The organism is Streptomyces sp. BR1 (genome assembly GCF_052373795.1).
Classification (GTDB): Bacteria; Actinomycetota; Actinomycetes; order Streptomycetales; family Streptomycetaceae; genus Streptomyces.
The window spans coordinates 6714619-6734075 of record NZ_CM126252.1; the positions used below are offsets into that span (position 1 = coordinate 6714619).

The following is a 19457-nucleotide window of genomic DNA, read 5'->3' on the forward strand; positions in this document are numbered from 1 at the left end:
AGCGAGCCTCAGCCGGTCGTGTCGCGGCGCTCCACGCGGAACCCGAACGGCACCGTTCCGGGGTCGAGTGCCGTCACCCCGCCGTCGACGGTGAGTACCGCGCCGTTGACGAAGGACGCGGCGGGGGAGAGCAACCAGGCGATGGCCTCGGCGACTTCGGCCGGTTCGCCCGGGCGGCCCAGCGGAAGGAGCCGGGTGGCCGCCTCGTACGCCGCCTCGACGCCGCCGTCCGCCGAACCCGCGTCGCCGTCCGCGAGACCCGCCTGTTCGGCGAAGCGCGCCATGCGCCGGTCGGCCATTTCGGTCCGCACCCAGCTGGGGCAGACGGTGTTGGCGCGCACCCCGTCCGGCCCGTAGTCGACCGCGACGGAGCGGCACATCTGGACGAGGGCCGCCTTCGACGTGGCGTACGCGGCGTTGCCCATCCCGTTGCGCAGCGCGGAGACGGAAGCGACGGCGACCACCGAGCCGCGCGCCTTCACCAGGTGCGGGAGCGCACTGCGCAGCAGCAGGAACGGGCCGGTGAGGTTGATCCGCATGACCTCCTCCCAGTCCTCGACGGAGGTGTCGCCCACGGCTCCGCTGCGCCCGGTGCCCGCGTTGAGAACGACACCGTCGAGCCTGCCGTATGTGTCCACCGCCGCGTCCACGAGCTCCTGGACGGCGGCGGGGTCGCCGATGTCGGAGGGGTGCGCCAGGGCCCCGGTCTCCTCGGCGAGCCGACGCAGCGGCTCGGGCCGACGCCCGGAGACGACCACGTGGTGCCCGGCGCCGCGCAACAGCCGTGCGGTGGCCGCCCCGATGCCCGTACCGCCGCCGGTGACGATGACAACTTGCCGCTCAGTCATGCCCGTTCAGCCTCCGTGGTCGCCTGCGGTCCCGCTGACCAGCAGTCGTCCCGATCATAGGTGTGGCGCACAGAAGGCTGTGACCGGCTGCCGCTCCCGCGAAGCCTTGACACGTTGACGTCTGGCACTTAATCACATACCGGACCACTTTTGGTCCAGACCTTTAGGAGTCCGGTATGCGAAGATCCCCCACCCTTCTCCTGGCCCTGCTCGGAACGGTGATCCTGTTTCTCGCTTCACCGGCGAACGCGGCGGGCGGAGTGTCCGCCGCGTTCGTCAAGACCTCCGACTGGGGCACCGGTTACCAGGCCCAGTACACCGTCACCAACGGCTCGTCGGCCGCGATCAGCGGCTGGAACGTCTCCTTCGACCTGCCGTCGGGGACGACCGTCGGCAGCTACTGGGACGCGCTGCTCACCCGGAGCGGCAACCACTACTCCTTCACCAACCGCGACTACAACGGCGCGGTCGCCGCCGGTGCCACCGCCGCGTTCGGCTTCATCGTCTCCGGCAGCGGCACCCCGGCCAACTGCACGCTGAACGGCGGCTCCTGCGACTCCGGCTCCGGTGGCCCGGCGCCCTCGGTGCCGACCGGCGTCACGGTCGGCTCGGCCACGGGCTCCTCGCTCACCGTGCGCTGGAACGCCTCCAGCGGCGGTTCCGGGGCCGTGTCGTACGAGGTCTCGCAGGGCGGCGGCGCCCCGGCCGCCGCGAGCGGCACCTCGTACACGGCGACGGGCCTCCAGCCGTCCACCACGTACAGCTTCCGGGTGCGGGCCAAGGACGCGGCGGGCAACACCTCCGCGTACAGCGCCGCCGTCAGCGGTACGACCTCCGGTTCGGGCGGCCCCGCGCCCGGCACCGTCCACACCGCGCCCTATGTCGACATGGGCGCCTGGCCCACCCCGAGCCTGCCGGCGGCGGCCTCCGCGAGCGGGCTCAGCAGCTTCACCATGGCGTTCGTGACCGCCTCCAACTGCAAGGCCATGTGGTTCAACGCCTATGACCCGCGCAGTGGTTGGGCCAAGGACCAGATCGACGCCGTCCGGGCCGTCGGCGGTGACGTGAAGGTCTCCTTCGGCGGCGCCAACGGCGTCGAGCTCGCCCAGGCCTGCACGGATGCTGACGCGTTGTACACGGAGTACGCGGCCGTCGTCGACGCCTACCACCTCACCTATGTCGACTTCGACATCGAGGGCTCGGCCGTGGCGGAGCCCGCCTCCATCGCGCGCCGCTCCCAGGCGCTCGCGAAACTCCAGCAGACCCACCCGGGCCTGCGGGTCTCGCTCACCCTGCCCGTACTGCCGGAAGGGCTGACCGACGACGGCCTCAATGTCGTCAAGTCGGCCCGGGACGCGGGCGTCGACCTGGACATCGTCAATGTGATGGCGATGGACTACTACCGCGACACCGACTACGGAACGGCCGCCGTGCAGGCCGCGCAGAGCACCCAGGCGCAGCTCAAGACGCTCTATCCGGCGAAGAGCGACGCGCAGGCGTGGGCCATGGTCGGCGTGACGCCGATGCTCGGGCAGAACGACGACGGCCGCGTCTACGACCAGGCCGCCGCCCGGCAGTTGGTGACCTTCGCCCAGAGCCACCATCTGGGCATGCTGGGTTTCTGGGAGGAGACCCGGGACGCCAACGCGTGCAACGGTCCGCTCTACAAGTGCACCAATGTGACCCAGCAGCCGTACGAGTTCTCGAAGATCTTCGCGGCGTACACCGGCTGAGGCGCGGCCGCCGGAGCTCCCGGTCTCAGACTCGGAGCTCCGGCGGGAACCCGGTCCAGCGCAGCTCCGACGGCAGATGTCCCATGTCGTTGTAGAAGACCACGGACGCGGGCCGGTCGGGCGCGTAACGGATGACGGTCAGCGCCGCGTTGGCGTGATTCAGCCCCATCCAGCGCCACTTGGGCGCATCGATCGCGGCGCGGACGAGCCAGCCGATCAGGAAGTTGTGGGTCACGACCAGCTCATGGCGCGGCTCGTCCCCGTCGACGGGCCCGGCGAAGCGGGCGAGAGCGGCGGGCGCCAACTCGCGCCCCCGTTCGCGCTCCTCGTCCGGGAACTGCGCCAGCCGGTCGAGCATGGCGTCGGCCGACTCGGGCGGCAGCTCTTCCTTGAGCGGTACGTACGGGATGTAGTCCCCGGCGATCTCCGACATCTCCAGCGGGACGCCGTCGAGTTGGTCGGCGATCAGCTGGGCGGTCCGGGTCGCACGCGGCAGCGGGCCGTGGAAGATCGCCGAGAGCGGGCTGCCCCGGAGCCGCTCGCCGAGCAGCACGGCCTGCCGACGACCGGCGTCCGTCAGATCGCTCTCGTCGGACGTGGCCTCGCCGTGCCGCGCGAGATAGAGATAACGGGTGGCTGTGGTGGCCATGTGGGCTGTCCTCCGGCGGCGTTCATGATCGTGCGGATGTCCGGAAGGACGTCGGCATCCGCCGGTCCGGTTCCGTCTCCGCCGCCTGCGCAGGAGTTGCGGGTTCCGGTCCGGCTCCCTGCTGTCGCCCGCCACCCCCGTGGGCGGGCGACAGCAGGAAACCGGACCGGGACGGCCCGGCTCCCCCCAAAGCCGTGCCGCGCCCCCCGCTCGCTCGGCCAATCGCCATACGCATATGCGGCAATGGCCGTGCGGTGGCCGATAACGAGCCAGGACCGCTGTCCTGTCCTGGCCTTGACCACCCCTCCCGTCACAGACTGCTGCCGAGGCCGACCGCTGGTCTTGTAAGAAGGCGCACTGCCTTTCCGGATTCCGGTCGGCGGCACACGCGCATGGTGAGGAGAGGGTTGCAGGTGGAGGCCAAAGCATCCTTGAATACCGAAGAGCGAGGGGAGAGTGTGGAACGGGCGGCGCCTGACTGGTTGCGGGGTCAGGTGGTCAAATACCGAGGCAGGCGCACACCGGGCGGAATGCCGGCCCGGCTGACGCTGCCTGCGGCGACGGTGACGCTGATCGTCGGCTGGGGAGACCCGCTGCATCTGTACGGCGCCGGTGAGAAGGGTTCCGCGGGCGGAACCGGAACCTGGCACGCGATGGTCGGGGGCCTGCGGACCTCGCCCGTCCTCGGCGGCTATCGCGGCGCCGGGCAGGCGGTCGAGGTGGATTTCACGCCGTTGGGCGCCTATATGTGTCTCGGCATATCGATGCACAACCTGGCGAACGAGACCGTGCACCCCGATGAGCTGGTGGGCAAGCGGTGGACGCAGCGGCTGACCGAACGGCTCGCCGCCGCGCCCGACTGGGAGGCGCGCTGGGAGGTCGTCGACGACGCCCTGGCACGGCTGTTGGCCGACGGCCCGGTGCCGTCGCCCGTGGTGGCCGAGGCGTGGAGCAGACTCAGCGCACGGCACGGCGGGATGACGCTCGGCGAACTGGCCGGCGCCACCGGCCGGGGCGAGCGCAGACTCCAGGTGCTGTTCCGGGAGCAGATCGGGCTGCCGCTCCAGTCCGTGGCGCGCATCCTGCGCTTCCAGCACGCGCTCACGCTGCCGTACGGCTCGCACGCGTCGCTCGCCGAACTCGCGGCCGCGTGCGGCTACTACGACCAGGCCCATCTCAACCGTGACTTCAAGGCGCTGGCGGGCCTGACCCCCGCGCAGCTGTGCGGACTGGCCAACCAGACCGCGCTGGACGGCACGGCCGCAGTCGAAGGGGGCCGCACGAGCGTCTTCAACCGCTGACGACCGTATGTGAACGAGGGGTGCGCCCGGACCGATCCGGGGCACCCCTCTCGATGTGCGGTCACCCGTCGAAGAACTCCGTCAGCACCGGCGCCAGCGCCTCGGCCGAGAACTGGTGCGTCTGGCCCGGCAGGGTCAGCGTGCGGCCGTCCGGCACGGCCTCGGCGACCGCCGCGGCCGGGGAGCGCAGCCACTCGGGGCTTGCCCCGCCCGCGATCGCGAGCACCGGCGCGGTGATCGCGGCCAGCCGCTCCACGGGCAGCGCGGCGTCGCCGAGCACGGCGTTGTCGTACGCCAGCGTGTGCGCCACGGACTCCATGCCCGGCCACATCGGCGACTGCCTCGCCTGGGCGATCTGCTCCGGGGGAGCGCCGACCCGGGTCATGAACAACTCCACGGCGTCCGACCGGAGTTCGGCGGCGAGCAGCTCCCGGAGCCGGGCCGCGTACGCGACGTTCCCGGCGCGCCGCTCGGCCGCGAGCGCGAACGGCGGCTCGTACACGGCGACCGCCGTCACCGGCAGCCCGCTCGCCGCCGCCTCCAGCGCCAGCGCGCCGCCCGAGGAGAGCCCGTACAGCCTCGCCGCACCGCCCGCCTCGCCGATGAGCGCGGCCAGGTCCTCGACCTCGCGGGTGACGGCGTACGGGAGCGTGTCGCCGCTCCCGCCCCGGCCGCGGCGGTCGTAGTTGAAGACGGTGAAGGCCGGGGCCAGCAGCCGGGCGAGGTCGCGGTGGGTGTCGCGCGTGCAGAAGGCGCCCCCGATGAGGATCACGGGCGGGCCCGCCTCGCCGAGCCGGTCGTAGGCGATGGGGGTGCCGTCTTTGGAGTGGATCGTGTGGGTGTCGTCCATGAAGGGTGGACCGCGCGTGGGTGTGGAAGTCATCGCGGTTGGCCGACGAATTTCGGGTGCGGGCCGGTGGGCGCGAGCAACCCAGCACGATCCGCAGCCGACCCATTTGGCCTGAATCGCAGGGTTGCTGATGTGCCGTGAGGTGCGCCAGCGTAAGGCGTTATGGATCGTGATCGGAGCGCCGCCGCGTTCTCCCTCTCCCGTCGTCAACTGCTCGCCGCCGCAGGAGTGGCCGGTGCCGCCACCGCCATCGGATCGCCCCCGGCACTGGCCCGGGCCAGGACGCGTACCGGGCCCGCGCTGACCTTCACCGAGACCACCAACGGCTCGGCGACGCTGTCGCCCGCCGGGGACCGGCTGATCGTCGAGATCCAGAGCGTGCTGTGGTCGCTGCCGCGCGGTGGCGGCAAGGCCGTTCCCCTCACCCCGGCGGCCATCGAACCGAACCGGCCCACGTACTCCCCGGACGGCACGCTGATCGCCTTCGGCGCGTACGAGGGCGGCGGCTATCACGTGTGGACCATGCGCCCGAACGGGTCGGACGTACGCCGCCGCACCGAGGGGCCCTGGGACGACCGGGGTCCGGCCTGGTCGCCCGACGGCACCCGGATCGCGTTCGCCTCCGAGCGCGGCGGCGACCCGGTGACGGGCGGCCCGTACCGTATCCACGTACTCGATCTGCGGAACGGCGAACTGACCCGATTGACGGGGCTCGCCGGGCAGGACGGGCCGTTGCAGGACGGTGCGTGGGAGGACTTCGACCCCACCTGGTCGCCGGACGGGAAGCGGATCCTGTTCGTCCGCGCGCGGGCCGTCACCACGCCGACCGGGCCCGGTCTTGAGGCGCGGACCGTCACCGCCGTCCCGGCCCGGGGAGGTCCGGTCGTTGTCGAACACACCGAGACCGAGGCCGCGCAGGTCATGACCCCGGCGCTCGCGCAGGACGGGCGGCGCCTCGCCTATCTGCGGACCACCGCTGCGCCCAACGCCTCGTGCGTCCTCGTCGTCGACGGCAAGGCCGTCCCGGTCGCCGGAGACGTCGCCCCGGTGCCGCCGCGTTGGACGGCGGCCGGGGAGCTGCTGCTCACCGTGGACGGCCGGTTCACCCTCGTACGCCCCGAGAAGCCGGGGGAGACGGAACGCGTCGAGTTCGAGGGCGTGCTTCCGGTCAAGCGGCCGCGCTACCGGGTCAAGGAGTACGACCTCGGCGACGGGCGGGCGCGCCCCGTGCGGGGCATCCATCTGCCCGCGCTCTCGCCCGACGGGAAGCGCGTCGCCTTCGCCGCGCTCAACTCGCTCTGGCTGGCGGACACTTCGGGCGGGCGGCGGCCCGAGCGGATTCGTCGGGGCGAGCCCACCCGTTATCTGCTCGCGCCGGTCTGGTCGCGAGACGGACATTCCCTGCTGTACGCGGACGACCGCGACGGTCTGCTCGGTGTGTACCGGCGAGATCTGGCCACGGGAGAGGAAACGGCGTTGGCCACGGGCGGACGGGTCCACCCCGCCCTTTCGCCCGACGGGAAGCGGCTCGCCTGCCTCGACATGTCGGGCCGGCTCGTCGTACGGGACCTGGCGGCGGGTACCGAACGCGTGCTGGTGTCGGCCATGGGCGGGGGCGGGCTGCCCGGGCGGCCGAGCTGGTCGCCGGACGGCCGCTACCTCGCGCTCTGCGACCGCAACCGGCTCAACCTGCGCTTCCGCGAGGGCTACAACCTCATCCGGGTCGTCGACACCACGACCGGCGCCGACCGGCTGCACGCGGTGGCACCTCATGTCTCTGTCTCCGATCGCTACGACTCCGGACCCGTCTGGTCGCCCGACGGACGCTGGATGGCGGTGATCGTCGAGTCCGCCCTCTGCCTGCTGCCCGTCGCGCCCGACGGCACCCCGCAGGGCCCGCCGCGCACCCTGACCACCGAACCGGCCGACCACCCCTCCTGGTCGGGCGACTCGAAGACGCTCCTGCATCTCTCCTGCGACCGGCTGCGGCTCATCGACGTCGACGGCGGCCCGGCCCGTACCGTCCGCGTACCCCTGGAGAGGCGGCGGCCCGCGCCCGACGACACGGTGGTGCACGCCGGACGGCTGTGGGACGGCACGGGCGAGAGCGTGCGCGACGACGTGGACATCGTCGTCCGGGACGGGCGTATCGCGTCCGTCGAGCCGCACCGCAGGCGCGGGGCGCAGCGGCTGATCGACGCCTCGGCCCGTACGGTCATCCCGGGTCTGTGGGACACGCACACCCACCCGTGGCAGAGCACCTACGGCGGGCGGCAGACCGTCGGCCAGCTGACGTACGGGATCACCACCGCCGTCTCGCTCGGCGGATTCGCCTACGAACAGGCCCGCATCCGCGAGGCGGTGGCGGCCGGGGAGCTCGCCGGGCCCCGGCTGCTCACCACCGGCGAACTGCTCGACGGCTCCCGGGTCGCCTACAGCATGGGCCGCGCCCACCGCACCGAGGGCGGGCTGCGGCGCTCCCTCGAACGTGGCGCCGCGCTCGACTGGGACTTCGTCAAGACCTATGTGCGGGCGCCCAGTTGGGTGATGGAGGAGGCCGCCAGGTTTGCGCACGAGCGGCTCGGCGTACGCTCCGGCAGCCATCTGCTGTCGCCGGGTGTGCAGAGCGGTCAGGATGTGACGACCCATCTGCAAGCTACCCAGCGCGCAGAGTTCGGCCATGCCACCACCGCGTCGGGGCGCGCGTACGAGGACGTGGTCGAGATCTACACCGCGCGGGGCGTCGACTTCTCGCTCATCGCCACGCCGTTCACCTCCGTACCGCTGATCGGCGCCGACCCCAAGCTCGCCGAGGACCCCCGGGTCACCGTGGTGATGCCGCCGTGGGACGTGGCGGTGGTCAAGCAGTCGGCGTCCGTGGCGCCGACCCCGGCCCAACTGGCCACCCTGCGCACCGAGACCGACGTGTACCGCCGGGTCCTGGCGGCCGGCGGCATCGTCGCGCTCGGCACGGACGCACCGCTCGTCCCGGTCGGCCTCTCCCTCCACATCGGCCTGCGCGCACTGCACCGGGGCGGGCTCTCCCCGGCGGCGGCCCTGCGCACGGCGACCGTGCTCCCGGCCCGGCTCTTCGGTGTCGACCGGGACCTGGGCACGCTGGAGGAGGGCAAGATCGCGGACCTGGCGGTGGTGGACGGCGACCCGTTCACCGACTTCGACACGCTGGTACGGACGGTGGCGGTGCTCAGGGGCGGAGTGCCGTATGTGACCGAGGAGTTGGTGGCCTCGTTCGCGCACCCGGCCGCGGCTCCGCGACGCGCCGCCGCCGCGGACGACTGGCTGGCGGTGGGGCGGTTGATGCGGCGGGACGGGTGCTGCGACATCGAGTCCCATTTCCCGTCGAGCTGACGGGCGGGGGCGGGGTCCGGCCCCGCCCCCGGCATCAGGTGAGCCGCACCAGCGCCTCGGGCGTGAGGTCGGCGAGCGTGGGGTAGCCGTCGACGGCCATCAGAAGATCGGCCTCGGCGAGGATGGAACGCAGGACGTGGACGAGGCCGTCCGTGCCGCCGACGGCGAGACCGTAGGCGTACGGGCGGCCGACGCCCACGGCCGTGGCGCCGAGGGCGACGGCCTTCACCACGTCGGTGCCGCTGCGGACGCCGGAGTCGAACACGACCGGCAGCCCGTCGGCGGCCTCGACGACGCCGGGCAGCGCGTCGAGAGCGGGCAGCCCGCCGTTGGCCTGGCGGCCGCCGTGGTTGGAGCAGTAGATACCGTCCACCCCGCCGTCCCTGGCACGGCGTACGTCCTCGGGGTGGCACAGGCCCTTCACGATCAGCGGCAGCGAGGTGAGCGAGCGCAGCCACGGGAGATCGTCCCAGGTCAGCGGGTTGCCGAAGACCTGCACCCAGTGCAGGGCGGCGGCCCGGGGGTCCTCCTCGGGGGTGCGGTCGAGCCGCGCGCGGAAGACCGGATCCGATGTGTAGTTGGCCAGGCAGTGGCCGCGCAGCTGAGGGAAGTTGCCGATGCTCAGATCGCGGGGGCGCCAGCCGGTGACCCAGGTGTCGAGCGTGACCACGATGGCCTTGAACCCGGCCTTCTCGGCCCGGTGCACCAGGCTCTGGGCCAGGTCGCGGTCGGTGGGGGTGTAGAGCTGGAAGAACCCCGGCGTCGGGCCGAACTCGGCGGCGACCTCCTCCAGGGGGTCGACGGTCAGCGTCGAGGCGACCATCGGGACACCGGTGCGGGCCGCCGCCCGGGCCGTGGCCAGATCGCCGTGCCCGTCCTGCGCGCACAGGCCGATGACCCCGATCGGCGCCATGAACAGCGGTGACGGCAGCGTCATCCCGAACAGCTCGACGGAGAGATCGCGCCGGTCGGCCCCGACGAACATCCTCGGGTACAGCCCCCAGCGCTCGAAGGCCTTCACATTGACCCGCTGCGTGCGCTCGTCCCCCGCGCCGCCCGCCACGTACGACCAGAGGGAGGGCGCGAGCGCGGCCCGGGCTCTGGACTCCAGCTCGTCGTAGGTGAGCGGGAAGCGCGGCACCACGCCGCCCAGACCCTCGAAGTAGATCTCGTTCTGATAGAAGCCAAACGACTGACTCATCAAGCAGCCTTTCCCCTCGCGACCCGCTACGCCACGGGCGCCCCGTACGGTACGCCGACCGGCGTCCGGTCAGAGCTCCTACCCCGTCATCCGGGCGCCGCCACGCTCCTTTACGGGCACCGTAAGTGGCATGGTGGAGAGTGAGAGCAGAGTCCTGGGCCCCTGGGAGACATCATGATCGACAAGATTCGTCGTCGGCTGCCCGGCACGCCCGTCCGCGGCCGCACGGCCCCCGCCGTGGACCACGACGCCCCGATCGAGGAATGACGGCCATGCGCAGCCGCTTCCAGCCCGACCGGCAGCTGACCGCCCGCATGCTGGTCACGGTGTTCCTGCTCGGACTGCTGTACGTGGCGTTCGTCGCCGCGCTCCTGGTCCTGCTCAAGTCGACGGTCCTGGTCGTCGTCATCGCCGCCGTCGCGCTCTTCTGCCAGTACTGGTTCTCCGACCGGATCGCGCTGTACGCCATGCGCGGCCGGCTGGTGACCCGCGAGGAATACCCCCAACTCCACGGCATCGTCGACCGGTTGTGCGCCACAGCCGACATGCCCGTGCCCCGGGTGGCCGTCTCCGACATCGATCTGCCCAACGCGTTCGCCACCGGCCGCAACGCCGACAACTCGGTGGTCTGTGTGACCACCGGCCTGCTGCGCCGCCTGGAGCCCGAGGAGCTGGAAGGGGTCCTGGCGCACGAGCTGTCCCATGTCGCGCACCGCGATGTCGCGGTGATCACCGTCGCCTCGTTCCTGGGAGTCATCGCCGGGCTGATCGTCCGGTTCGCGTTCTACTCCCAGATGTTCGGCGGCCGCCGCAGGGGCGACCAGAACACGTTCGCCATCCTGATGGCCGTCATAGTGGTGTCGGCGGCGGTGTACGCGCTGAGCTTCCTGCTGATCCGGGCGCTCTCGCGGTACCGGGAGCTGGCCGCCGACCGGGCCGCCGCCCTGCTCACCGGCCGGCCCTCCGCGCTCGCCTCGGCGCTGACCAAGCTGGACGGCGACATCGCCCGTATCCCCAGCAAGGACCTGCGCACGGCCAGCGCGTTCAACGCCTTCTACTTCGCCCCCGCCCTCGGCGCGGGCGCCTCGCTCTCCCGCTTCTTCTCCACCCACCCCACCCTGGAAGTGCGGCTCGACCGGCTGGCCAGGATCTCCGCCGAGCTGGGCCGCCCGGCGTGAGCGGCCGCGCGGACCCGGTACGCACGACCCGATCCGCGTCCCGGGACGCATCCCGCACAGGACGGAGCGACTGATCCGTATGGGCTTCCTGGACATCCTGCTCGGGCGCACCAAACCCGTCGCCCCCGACCTCGACCAGCTCTTCGCGGTGCCGTCGGCGGCCCTGACCCTGGAGGCGGGCGCGGGGTTCACGCCGACCGGGCGGGGCTCGGTGTGCTTCACCACGGTCGAGGGCGGCGCCTTCACCCAGATCCGCCAGGACGTCGAGGCACTGCTCAACGCGGACACCGAACGGGACGATGTGCCCGTGGAGTTCAGCCGCGACGAGTACGGCTACACCTGGCTGCTCTCCCGCCGCACCCCCGCCGAACTGCCCGAGCTCGTCGGTGATCTGCACGCCGTGAACTCCGCGCTCCAGGACAGCGGCTTCGGCCCGCAGCTGCTGTGCTCCCTGGTCGGCTTCCGGGACGCCGAGGGGCAGTCCCTCGCGCTGGTCTACCTCTACAAGCGCGGCACCTTCTACCCCTTCGCCCCGCTCTCCGGCTCCACCGAGAAGCGTGACAGCGCGCTGGAGCTGCGGATCAAGGCCGTGGTGGGGGACGACCTGCGGATCGAGCAGGACCTGGCCCGCTGGTTCCCGGTGTGGGGCGCGCCGGGCCTGGACGCGTGAGCGCTATACGTCCCGAGGGTGCGGATAGCCGCGCTCGTCCACGACGTACCGGGTGAGCCGGGCGAAGGCGCGCGCGGCCGCGCTCTGGTAGGCGCTCTCGCGGCGCAGCAGGGCGACGGTCCGGGCGGGCAGGGGCGGTTCGAGGGTGACGGGCCGCAGATGGGGGTGGTCATGGGTGACCGCGTCCGGCAGGACGGTGGCCAGCGGGGTGCGCCGGACGATCTCGGTGAGCGCCTGGATGGAATTGGCCTCCACCGCGATGTGCGGCCGCACCCGCTGGGCGGCGAGGTAGGCGTCGATGTGCGTACGGGTGGCGAAGTCGCCACTGAGCAGGGCGAGTTGACGTTCCGACAGATTCGAGGCGGGCAGTGGAGGCTCGGCGTCCGGCGTGCGGTCGGCCGCGACGACCAGGCTCAGGGTTTCGGTGAACAGGGGCGTCGCGGCGATGCCGGACGCGTGGTCGCCGTGGAAGGCGATGCCGAGGTCGAGCTCGTCGGCCAGCAGTCCGGATTCGATGCGGTCCTGCGTCATCTCCCGTACGTCCAGGGTGATCCCGGGGTGGCGGCTGTGGATCTCCGCGACGAGCGGGCCGGTGAGATACGCGGTGAACGTCGGCGTCACCGCCAGGCGCAGGCTGCCGCGCGAGAGGTCGGCCACGTCCAGGACCGCGCGCTCGGCGGCAGCCAGGTCCCGCAGGGCGCGGCGGGCGTAGTGGACATACGTCCCACCCGCGTCGGTGAGCCGGACGGCCCGTCCCGTGCGGTCGAGGAGCTGAGTCCCCACGGTGTGTTCGAGCTGCTTGATCTGCTGGGAGAGCGTGGGCTGGGAGATGTGCAGCTCCTCGGCGGCACGGGTGAAGCTGCCGTGCTCGGCGACGGCGAGCAGATAGCGCAGATGACGGAGTTCCAGGGCCATGACCACAATTATAGATGTCATCGATAGAAGTCATGGATATTGCGTCTTGGACACTATAGATCCAGGTCATGCATGGTGGATCTCGTCAGCCCCACGGGGCGGACAGCCACTGAAGGGAGTGACCATGCAGGACCTCACCGAGGGTGTCGCGCGGTTCAGGCGGGACGTCTTTCCGGCCAAGGCGGAGCTCTTCGCCCACCTGGCCGACACCCACCGGCCCACGACGCTGTTCATCAGCTGCTCCGACGCCCGCGTCGTGCCGGAGCTGATCACCCAGGGCGAGCCGGGCGAGCTCTTCGTCGTCCGCGCAGTCGGCAACCTCGTCCCCGCCTATACCCCCGGCCCCGGCCCGCACGGTGTCGCGGCCGGTATCGAGTACGCGGTCGCCGTGCTCGGGGTGTCCGACATCGTGGTGTGCGGGCACTCCGCCTGCGGTGCGATGACCGCCCTGGCCGAGGGCCACGACCTGAGCGGCGCGCCGACGGTCGACGCCTGGCTGCGGCACGCGGACGCCTCGCAGGCCCGCGCCACCACCGTCGAGTCCGGTGCGAACACGGTGGACGCGCTGGTGCGCCAGAACGTGCTCGCCCAGCTGGCGAACCTGGCCACCCACCCCTCGGTCGCCCGCGCCCTCGCCGCGCACACGGTCACTCTGCACGGCTGGGTCTACGACATCGGCACCGGCACGGTCGAAGAGCTCGACCCGGCGACGGGCCGAGGCACCGTACTCGCCGCCTGACCCACCCTCCCCAAACCCTGATTCACCTCTGGAAAGGAAGCCCTCTCATGGTGCACGCCCAGTTCGACCCCACCGCCCGTCAGGCCCTCGCCGCCACCGCCGTCGAGGCCAAGACGCGCAAGGACCTCACCTGGCAGCAGATAGCCGACGTCACCGGTCTGTCGGTCGCCTTCGTCACCGCCGCCGTACTCGGCCAGCACGCCCTTCCGGCCGACGCCGCGAAGGCCGTCGCCGAGCTCCTGGGCCTGGACGACGATGCCGCGATGCTGCTCGCGACCATCCCGACCCGCGGCTCCATCCCCGGCGGCATCCCCACCGACCCGACGATCTACCGCTTCTACGAGATGCTCCAGGTCTACGGCACCACGCTGAAGGCCCTGGTCCACGAGGAGTTCGGCGACGGCATCATCAGCGCGATCAACTTCAAGCTCGATGTGAAGAAGGTCGCCGACCCCGAGGGCGGCGAGCGCGCGGTGATCACCCTGGACGGCAAGTACCTGCCGACCAAGCCGTTCTGACCTGATACGGCTAGGGGCGGCCGGTCGTACGTGACGACCGGCCGCCCACTGTCCTACGCCGCGTGCAGCGCCAGCGTCGGGGAGAGCCGTGCCGCCCGTACCGCCGGATACAGACCGGCGATGGTGCCGATCACCAAGGTCGCGCCGAAACCGCCCCCGACCGCCCACAGGGGGACCACCCAGGGCAGTCCGCCCGAGTACGCGTACACCCCCGTGGCCGCCGCGCCGAGGCCGATGCCCGCCAGGCCGCCGAGGCCCGAGAGCATCAGGGACTCGGCGACGAACTGGACACGGATCTGGCCCCGCGTGGCTCCCAGCGAGCGGCGCAGACCGATCTCGTGGCGGCGTTCCAGGACCGAGATGATCATGGTGTTGGCGACGCCGACCCCGCCCACGAGCAGCGCGATGCCGCCGAGCCCGAGCAGCAGGGTGGACAGCGCGCCCTCGGTCGCCGCCTTTGCCTGCAACGCGGCCGAAGGGTCGCTGACCGCCACGTTCTGCGGGTTCTGCGGATCGACCGTCGCGGCGAGCAGCCTGTGCACCGAGCGTACGGAGGCGTCCGTCGACCGCTCGTACACCGCCGTCGGATGTCCGTCGAAGCCGAGCAGCCGCTGCGCCGCCTCCCAGCCGACCAGCGCCGAGCGTTCGATCTCGGGCGCCAGGGGCATCGGGTCGAGGACGCCGACGACCGTGAAGTAGCGGTCGCCGATCCATACTTGCTGCCCGGGCTTGGTGATCCCGAGCCGGTCGGCGGCGACATGACCGAGGACCACGGACGGATAGCGTCCGTTGGCGGCGTTCAGCCAGGTGCCGGAGCTCATCTTTCCGCGCAGGACGTCGATCAGCCGCTCGGTGGCCGCCTTGACGGCGATGCCGCCGGTCTCGTCCTTGGGGATCTTCTCGGTGCGGCGGACGGACTGCTTGAGGTCACCGCTCGCCCCGACCTCCTGGACCCCGTCGATCCGGCCCACCATGCCCGGCGCGTCCTTGGGCAGTTTGACCTGCTGCCCGCTGAACATGCCCTCGCCCGGCTTGGCCACCAGCATGTTGGTGCCGAGCGCGTCGAGCTGGCGCATCAACTGGGCCTGGCTGGACGCCGAGATACCGACCACGGCGATCATCGTGGCGATGCCGATGGCGATCCCGAGCGCCGAGAGCACCACCCGCACGGGTCGGCTGCGCAGTCCGGCCGAGCCGACGTGGAGGACGTCCCGGGGGCTGAGCCGTGCGGCTTTGAGCCGGGAAGTTCCTTTCGTACGAGGGGAGTTGGCCGTGTCCGCCGCATCGGAAGCCATCACGCCGCGACCTTTCCCCGTGCCGTGTCCGCGACGATCCGGCCGTCGCGGATGCGCACCTGGCGGGGGAGCCCCGCGGCGATCTCCGTGTCGTGGGTGATGACGGCGATGGTCGCGCCCTCCGCGTTGAGATCGTGGAGCAGTTCCATCACCGCTTTCCCGGACGCCGAGTCAAGGGCTCCGGTCGGTTCGTCGGCGAGCAGCAGATCGGGCTCGCCGACCACCGCCCGGGCGATGGCGACGCGCTGTTTCTGGCCGCCGGACAGCTCGTGCGGGCGGTGCCGCATACGGTCGGCGAGGCCGACGCGGGCGAGCGCGTCGGCGGCCATGGCGCGGCGCCGGGTGCGGGGGAGCCCCGAGTAGAGCAGCCCCTCGGCCACGTTGTCCCGCGCGCTGACGCCCGGGACCAGGTGGAACGCCTGGAAGACGAAGCCGATGTGCTGGGAGCGCAGTGCGGAGAGCCGGCGGTCGGTGAGCGTGGCCACGTCGTGGCCCGCTATCTCCACCGTGCCGGCGGTGGGCCGGTCGAGGGTGCCGACGATGTGCAGCAGCGTGGACTTGCCGGAGCCGGACGGGCCCGCGATGGCCAGCAACTCGCCCTGCGCGATGGTGAGATCGACCCCGTCGAGGGCTCGGACGTCACCCGCGTACTCCTTGGTGACGCCCGTCAGCCGGACGACCGTGCTCATACGGATGGCACCCCGACCTTCATTCCCTCGCGCAACCCCGAACCGGTGATCTCCACGCGCCCCTGACCGAACATGCCGAGCTCGACCGAGACCTCGCGGGTGGTGCCGTTCTCCACGACCTGCACCCCGAAACCACCGCCCTCCAGCGCCAGCAGCGCGTTGACGGGTACGGACAGGACGTCGCTCTTCGTCTCACCGGTCAACTCGACCGTGACCGGCGCCTGGTCGAAGCCGGTCACCTTCTTGGGGTTGTCGAAGGACACGGTGATGTCGATCTTCGGGGTCTTGTCCTGCGCGTCGTCGCCGGGTTTGGCGGTCTTGCCGACGCCGGTCACCTTGCCGGACGCCCGGGTGCCGTCCGGCAGTTCGACGGTGACCTTGGTGCCGCTCTTCGCGGACTTGGCGTCCGCCACCGACACTTTGAACCGTACGACCCGTTCCGAACCGGTCACGGTCAGCACCGGTTTGCCGGGCGCCACCGGGTCGCCCGCCGCCGCGCCCGCCTCCTTGATCCGTACGGCGCTGCCCGCGAACGCGATCTGGTCGGGGCCGATCTCGCCCGTCTGCTTCAGGCCGTGGGACTTCTGCCAGCGCTTGACCGCGGCGGCGGTCGCGGCGCTGTACTCGTTGTCGACGGTGAAGCGGGTGTAGCCGAGCGCTGCCAGGTTCTCCTCGACCTGGCGTACGTCCTTGCCCTTGTCGCCGCTCTTGAGGGTCCGGTACATCGGCTCGGATCCGTACCACAGCCGTACCGGCTTGCCGTCGACTTCGTACAGCCGGTCGTCGCGTCCGACGGTGGCGCCCGCGCCCGCGATCCAGTTGACGGTGCCGGTGGCGCCCGCGTTGATCCGTTGCTCGCCGAGGAAGCCGAGCGTGCCGTCCTGCTGGGTGCTGTCGCTGAGATCGCCCCGGGTGATGGGGACGGTGGCGGGCGGGAGCCCCGAGCGGTCCTTGTGCTGAGGGTGGTCGGGGGTGCCGAGGGCGGTGACGGCGACGCCGCCGCCCGCGACCAGCACGATGGTGGTGAGCGCCACGGCGAGCCTGCGCCGGCTCATCGGCCGACGCTCTCGCACGCCTTGTTCGCCTTGTCGAACTTCTCCTTCTCGGCGCCCTCGGGTATCCGCTGCGCCGACATCATCCCGCCGTCGAACTTCGGGTCGGGCATGTTGAAGCCGTTCTTGCGCATGCACTGCGCGTACTTGAGCATCTTGTCCTTGTCGGCCTGGGTGGGCCCGCTGCCGCCGCCCGAGCCGCCCTTGCCGGCGCACGCCTTGATCGCCTTCTCCATCTTCTCCTTCGACATGTCGCCGCCGTCGATGCTCAGCGCCCGGTCGTCCTGTCCGGGCTTGGGCTCGGGCACCTTCAGCCCCTGCCCGCGCAGACACTTGCGGTGTTCCAGGGCCTGGTCGGCCTTCTTGCCCTCGTCGCTCACGCTGTCGCTCTTGCCGTCCGAGCCCTTGCCGCCCGAGCAGGCGGCGGTCAGGAGAGCGAGGGAGGCCAGGGCCGTGGCGGCCAGGGTCCTGCTGAGGTGTCGCCGGTAGGTCGTCATGGGCGGGAGCCTGCCGCGAGGGGGTGTTTCGTTTCCCTCAGCGGAAGTGTTAACAACGGCGAAAGGTCACTTTCGGCTACACAGGGGCCATGCGTGTACTGGTGGTGGAGGACGAGGAATTCCTCGCGGAGATGATCGCCGAGGGGCTGCGCCGCGACGCGCTCGCCGTCGACGTCGCGTCGGACGGCCTGGAAGCGATGGAGAAGCTGCGGTTCGGCGCGTACGACGTGATCGTCCTCGACCGCGATCTGCCGGGCCTGCACGGCGACGACGTGTGCCGCCACGTCGTCGAGCAGCGGCTGCTGACCCGGGTGCTGATGCTGACGGCCGCCGGAACGGTACGGGACCGGGTCGCAGGCCTCGGGCTCGGCGCCGACGACTACCTCGCCAAGCCCTTCGCGTACGACGAGCTCCTCGCGCGCGTGCTGGCGCTCGGCCGCCGCGCCCGGCCCGGCCTGCCGCCCGTACTGGAGCGCGCCGGGATCGTCGTGGACACCGCACGCCGCCAGGCCAGCCGCGACGGACGCCATCTGCATCTGTCGCGCAAGGAGTTCGCGGTGCTCGAAGCGCTGCTGCGGGCCGAGGGCGCGGTGGTCAGCGGCGAGGACCTGATCGAGCAGGTGTGGGAGGAGCGCACCAGCTACCGCACCAACGCCGTACGGGTCACGCTCAGCAAACTCCGCGCCAAGCTGGGCGAGCCGCCCGTGGTGGAGACCGTGCCGGGCGCGGGCTACCGGATCGCGGCATGAAGTCCGAACGCGCGCGGCTCACCGCGCTGTACGGCGGACTCCTGGTCCTGGCGGGCGTCCTGCTGACGGCCGTGGTCTATCTGCTGGTCCAGCAGGGTCTGTACGCGTCGATCAGTACGGCGGTGACGACGGCCGTACCGGCCAAGGAGTTCAAGGACCTGCCGACCACCGGCGAGTGGGCGAGCGCCGCACCGGCGAGCCCGGGGCCGCTGCCACCGGGGGTGGTCAGGGGCATGGCGGTCACCCGCACGCTCAGCGACGCGGTCGAGCACGCGGCACTGAAGCGGCTGCTCGCGGTCTCCGTCATCGTGCTGTGCGCCTACGCGGTGCTGTCCATCGCGCTCGCGTGGTGGATGGCGGGCCGGGTGCTGCGCCCGGTCGCCGTGATCACCGAGACCGCGCGACGGCTCTCCGGCCAGAACCTGCACGAGCGGATCGCGCTGGAGGGGCCGCCGGGGGAGCTGAAACAGCTGGCGGACACCTTCGACGGGATGCTGGGGCGGATGGAGCAGCTGGTGTCGGCGCAGCAGAGGTTCGCCGCGAACGCCGCCCATGAGCTGCGCACCCCGGTCGCGGTGCAGCGGGCGGCGGCCGAGATCGGGCTCGCGGGGGAGCCGGATCCGGAGAAGGTCGCGCGGATCCGGGCCAAGCTGATCGACGTCGCGGACGACAGCGAGCGGATCATCGACGGGCTGCTGCTGCTCGCGGCCTCCGACCAGGGCTTGGAGCGGCGCGAGCCGGTACGGGTGCACGAGCTCGCGCGGAAGGCGGCGGGCGCGCTGGCCCGGGAGGCCGAAGGGCGCGGCGTGGCCGTGGCCCTGCACACCGGGCCGCTGACCGTGCCCGGGGACACGGTGCTGCTCGACCGGCTGCTCCACAATCTGCTCGCGAACGGCATCCGCCACAACGTGCCGCACGGCCGGGTGGAGGTCCGCACCGGCCCCGACGGCATCACGGTGACAAATACGGGCCCGGAGATCCCCAGAGAAACGGTGCACCTGCTCTTCGAACCGTTTCGGCGCCTTGAGCAGCGCCATCGCCACGCCCCGGGCGAGGGCGCGGGCCTCGGTATGTCCATCGTCGCCTCGATCGCCCGCGCCCATGGCGCCACGGCGACGGCGTACGCGAACGACGTGGGCGGCGGCCTGACCGTACGCGTGGTGTTCGCGGCCGGGGACGAGCCGCCGCCGTCTCACGTGTGACG

At 71.7% G+C, this 19457-nt stretch carries 18 protein-coding genes; 9 read left to right on the forward strand and 9 right to left on the reverse strand.

What is annotated here, in order from left to right; translation table 11 throughout:
• Positions 1-8: 8 nt before the first annotated feature.
• Positions 9-848, reverse strand: a complete 840-nt coding sequence (locus tag ACT1U9_RS29565; RefSeq protein ID WP_444535673.1) for an SDR family NAD(P)-dependent oxidoreductase — start codon at positions 846-848, stop codon at positions 9-11.
• Positions 849-1024: 176 nt separating this feature from the next.
• On the opposite strand from ACT1U9_RS29565, the gene ACT1U9_RS29570 reads away from it, so the two are divergent.
• The gene (locus ACT1U9_RS29570; protein ID WP_444535674.1) at positions 1025-2581 is read left to right on the forward strand and encodes a cellulose binding domain-containing protein; all 1557 of its coding nucleotides are present in this window, start codon (positions 1025-1027) and stop codon (positions 2579-2581) included.
• Positions 2582-2606: 25 nt separating this feature from the next.
• Here the strand turns inward: ACT1U9_RS29570 and ACT1U9_RS29575 are convergent, their stop codons facing one another.
• Positions 2607-3230 (reverse strand): histidine phosphatase family protein, encoded by a 624-nt coding sequence (locus ACT1U9_RS29575; protein WP_444535675.1) that lies wholly within the window; start codon positions 3228-3230, stop codon positions 2607-2609.
• 530 nt (positions 3231-3760) lie between these two features.
• Here ACT1U9_RS29575 and ACT1U9_RS29580 point away from each other — a divergent pair.
• On the forward strand, positions 3761-4531 hold the full coding sequence (locus ACT1U9_RS29580; protein ID WP_444535676.1) for a helix-turn-helix domain-containing protein: 771 nt from the start codon (positions 3761-3763) through the stop codon (positions 4529-4531).
• A gap of 61 nt (positions 4532-4592) precedes the next feature.
• On the opposite strand, the gene ACT1U9_RS29585 is transcribed toward ACT1U9_RS29580, so the two are convergent.
• On the reverse strand, positions 4593-5381 hold the full coding sequence (locus ACT1U9_RS29585) for an alpha/beta fold hydrolase (protein WP_444535677.1): 789 nt from the start codon (positions 5379-5381) through the stop codon (positions 4593-4595).
• 162 nt (positions 5382-5543) lie between these two features.
• Between ACT1U9_RS29585 and ACT1U9_RS29590 the strand changes: the two genes are divergently transcribed.
• Entirely contained in the window at positions 5544-8750 is a 3207-nt protein-coding gene (locus ACT1U9_RS29590; protein ID WP_444535678.1) for an amidohydrolase family protein, read from the forward strand.
• Positions 8751-8784: 34 nt separating this feature from the next.
• Here ACT1U9_RS29590 and ACT1U9_RS29595 read toward each other — a convergent pair whose 3' ends face one another.
• A complete protein-coding gene (locus ACT1U9_RS29595) occupies positions 8785-9951 on the reverse strand; it encodes an alpha-hydroxy-acid oxidizing protein (protein ID WP_444535679.1) in 1167 nt (388 codons plus the stop codon).
• Between the two features lie 272 nt (positions 9952-10223).
• Here ACT1U9_RS29595 and htpX point away from each other — a divergent pair, with 272 nt between their 5' ends.
• On the forward strand, positions 10224-11129 hold the full coding sequence (gene htpX, locus ACT1U9_RS29600) for a zinc metalloprotease HtpX (protein ID WP_444535680.1): 906 nt from the start codon (positions 10224-10226) through the stop codon (positions 11127-11129).
• 79 nt (positions 11130-11208) lie between these two features.
• Positions 11209-11799 carry a PspA-associated protein PspAB gene (pspAB, locus tag ACT1U9_RS29605; protein WP_444535681.1) on the forward strand — a complete coding sequence of 197 codons (591 nt, stop codon included), beginning with the start codon at positions 11209-11211 and terminating at the stop codon, positions 11797-11799.
• 3 nt (positions 11800-11802) lie between these two features.
• Here the strand turns inward: pspAB and cynR are convergent, their stop codons facing one another.
• The gene (gene cynR, locus ACT1U9_RS29610; protein WP_444535682.1) at positions 11803-12714 is read right to left on the reverse strand and encodes a transcriptional regulator CynR; all 912 of its coding nucleotides are present in this window, start codon (positions 12712-12714) and stop codon (positions 11803-11805) included.
• Positions 12715-12838: 124 nt separating this feature from the next.
• Here cynR and ACT1U9_RS29615 point away from each other — a divergent pair, with 124 nt between their 5' ends.
• Positions 12839-13453, forward strand: a complete 615-nt coding sequence (locus tag ACT1U9_RS29615; RefSeq protein ID WP_444535683.1) for a carbonic anhydrase — start codon at positions 12839-12841, stop codon at positions 13451-13453.
• Positions 13454-13500: 47 nt separating this feature from the next.
• On the forward strand, positions 13501-13971 hold the full coding sequence (gene cynS / locus ACT1U9_RS29620) for a cyanase (RefSeq protein WP_444535684.1): 471 nt from the start codon (positions 13501-13503) through the stop codon (positions 13969-13971).
• A gap of 53 nt (positions 13972-14024) precedes the next feature.
• Here the strand turns inward: cynS and ACT1U9_RS29625 are convergent, their stop codons facing one another.
• Genes ACT1U9_RS29625 through ACT1U9_RS29640 form a run of 4 tightly spaced genes read right to left on the reverse strand, consistent with a single transcriptional unit; the run spans position 14025 to position 17504 of the window.
• Positions 14025-15266: an ABC transporter permease gene (locus ACT1U9_RS29625; protein ID WP_444535685.1), complete on the reverse strand. Its 1242-nt coding sequence runs from the start codon at positions 15264-15266 to the stop codon at positions 14025-14027.
• Positions 15266-15955 (reverse strand): ABC transporter ATP-binding protein, encoded by a 690-nt coding sequence (locus ACT1U9_RS29630; protein WP_444535686.1) that lies wholly within the window; start codon positions 15953-15955, stop codon positions 15266-15268. Before ACT1U9_RS29630 ends, ACT1U9_RS29625 begins: the two co-directional genes overlap by 1 nt.
• Positions 15952-17010 carry an efflux RND transporter periplasmic adaptor subunit gene (locus ACT1U9_RS29635; RefSeq protein ID WP_444535687.1) on the reverse strand — a complete coding sequence of 353 codons (1059 nt, stop codon included), beginning with the start codon at positions 17008-17010 and terminating at the stop codon, positions 15952-15954. The genes ACT1U9_RS29630 and ACT1U9_RS29635 overlap by 4 nt, the downstream gene beginning before the upstream one ends.
• Complete coding sequence (locus ACT1U9_RS29640) at positions 17007-17504, reverse strand: hypothetical protein (RefSeq protein ID WP_444535688.1); 498 nt, start codon at positions 17502-17504, stop codon at positions 17007-17009. Before ACT1U9_RS29640 ends, ACT1U9_RS29635 begins: the two co-directional genes overlap by 4 nt.
• An 89-nt stretch (positions 17505-17593) precedes the next feature.
• On the opposite strand from ACT1U9_RS29640, the gene ACT1U9_RS29645 reads away from it, so the two are divergent.
• Positions 17594-18253 (forward strand): response regulator transcription factor, encoded by a 660-nt coding sequence (locus tag ACT1U9_RS29645; protein WP_444535689.1) that lies wholly within the window; start codon positions 17594-17596, stop codon positions 18251-18253.
• On the forward strand, positions 18250-19455 hold the full coding sequence (locus ACT1U9_RS29650) for an ATP-binding protein (RefSeq protein ID WP_444535690.1): 1206 nt from the start codon (positions 18250-18252) through the stop codon (positions 19453-19455). The genes ACT1U9_RS29645 and ACT1U9_RS29650 overlap by 4 nt, the downstream gene beginning before the upstream one ends.
• The last annotated feature ends 2 nt before the right edge of the window (positions 19456-19457 follow it).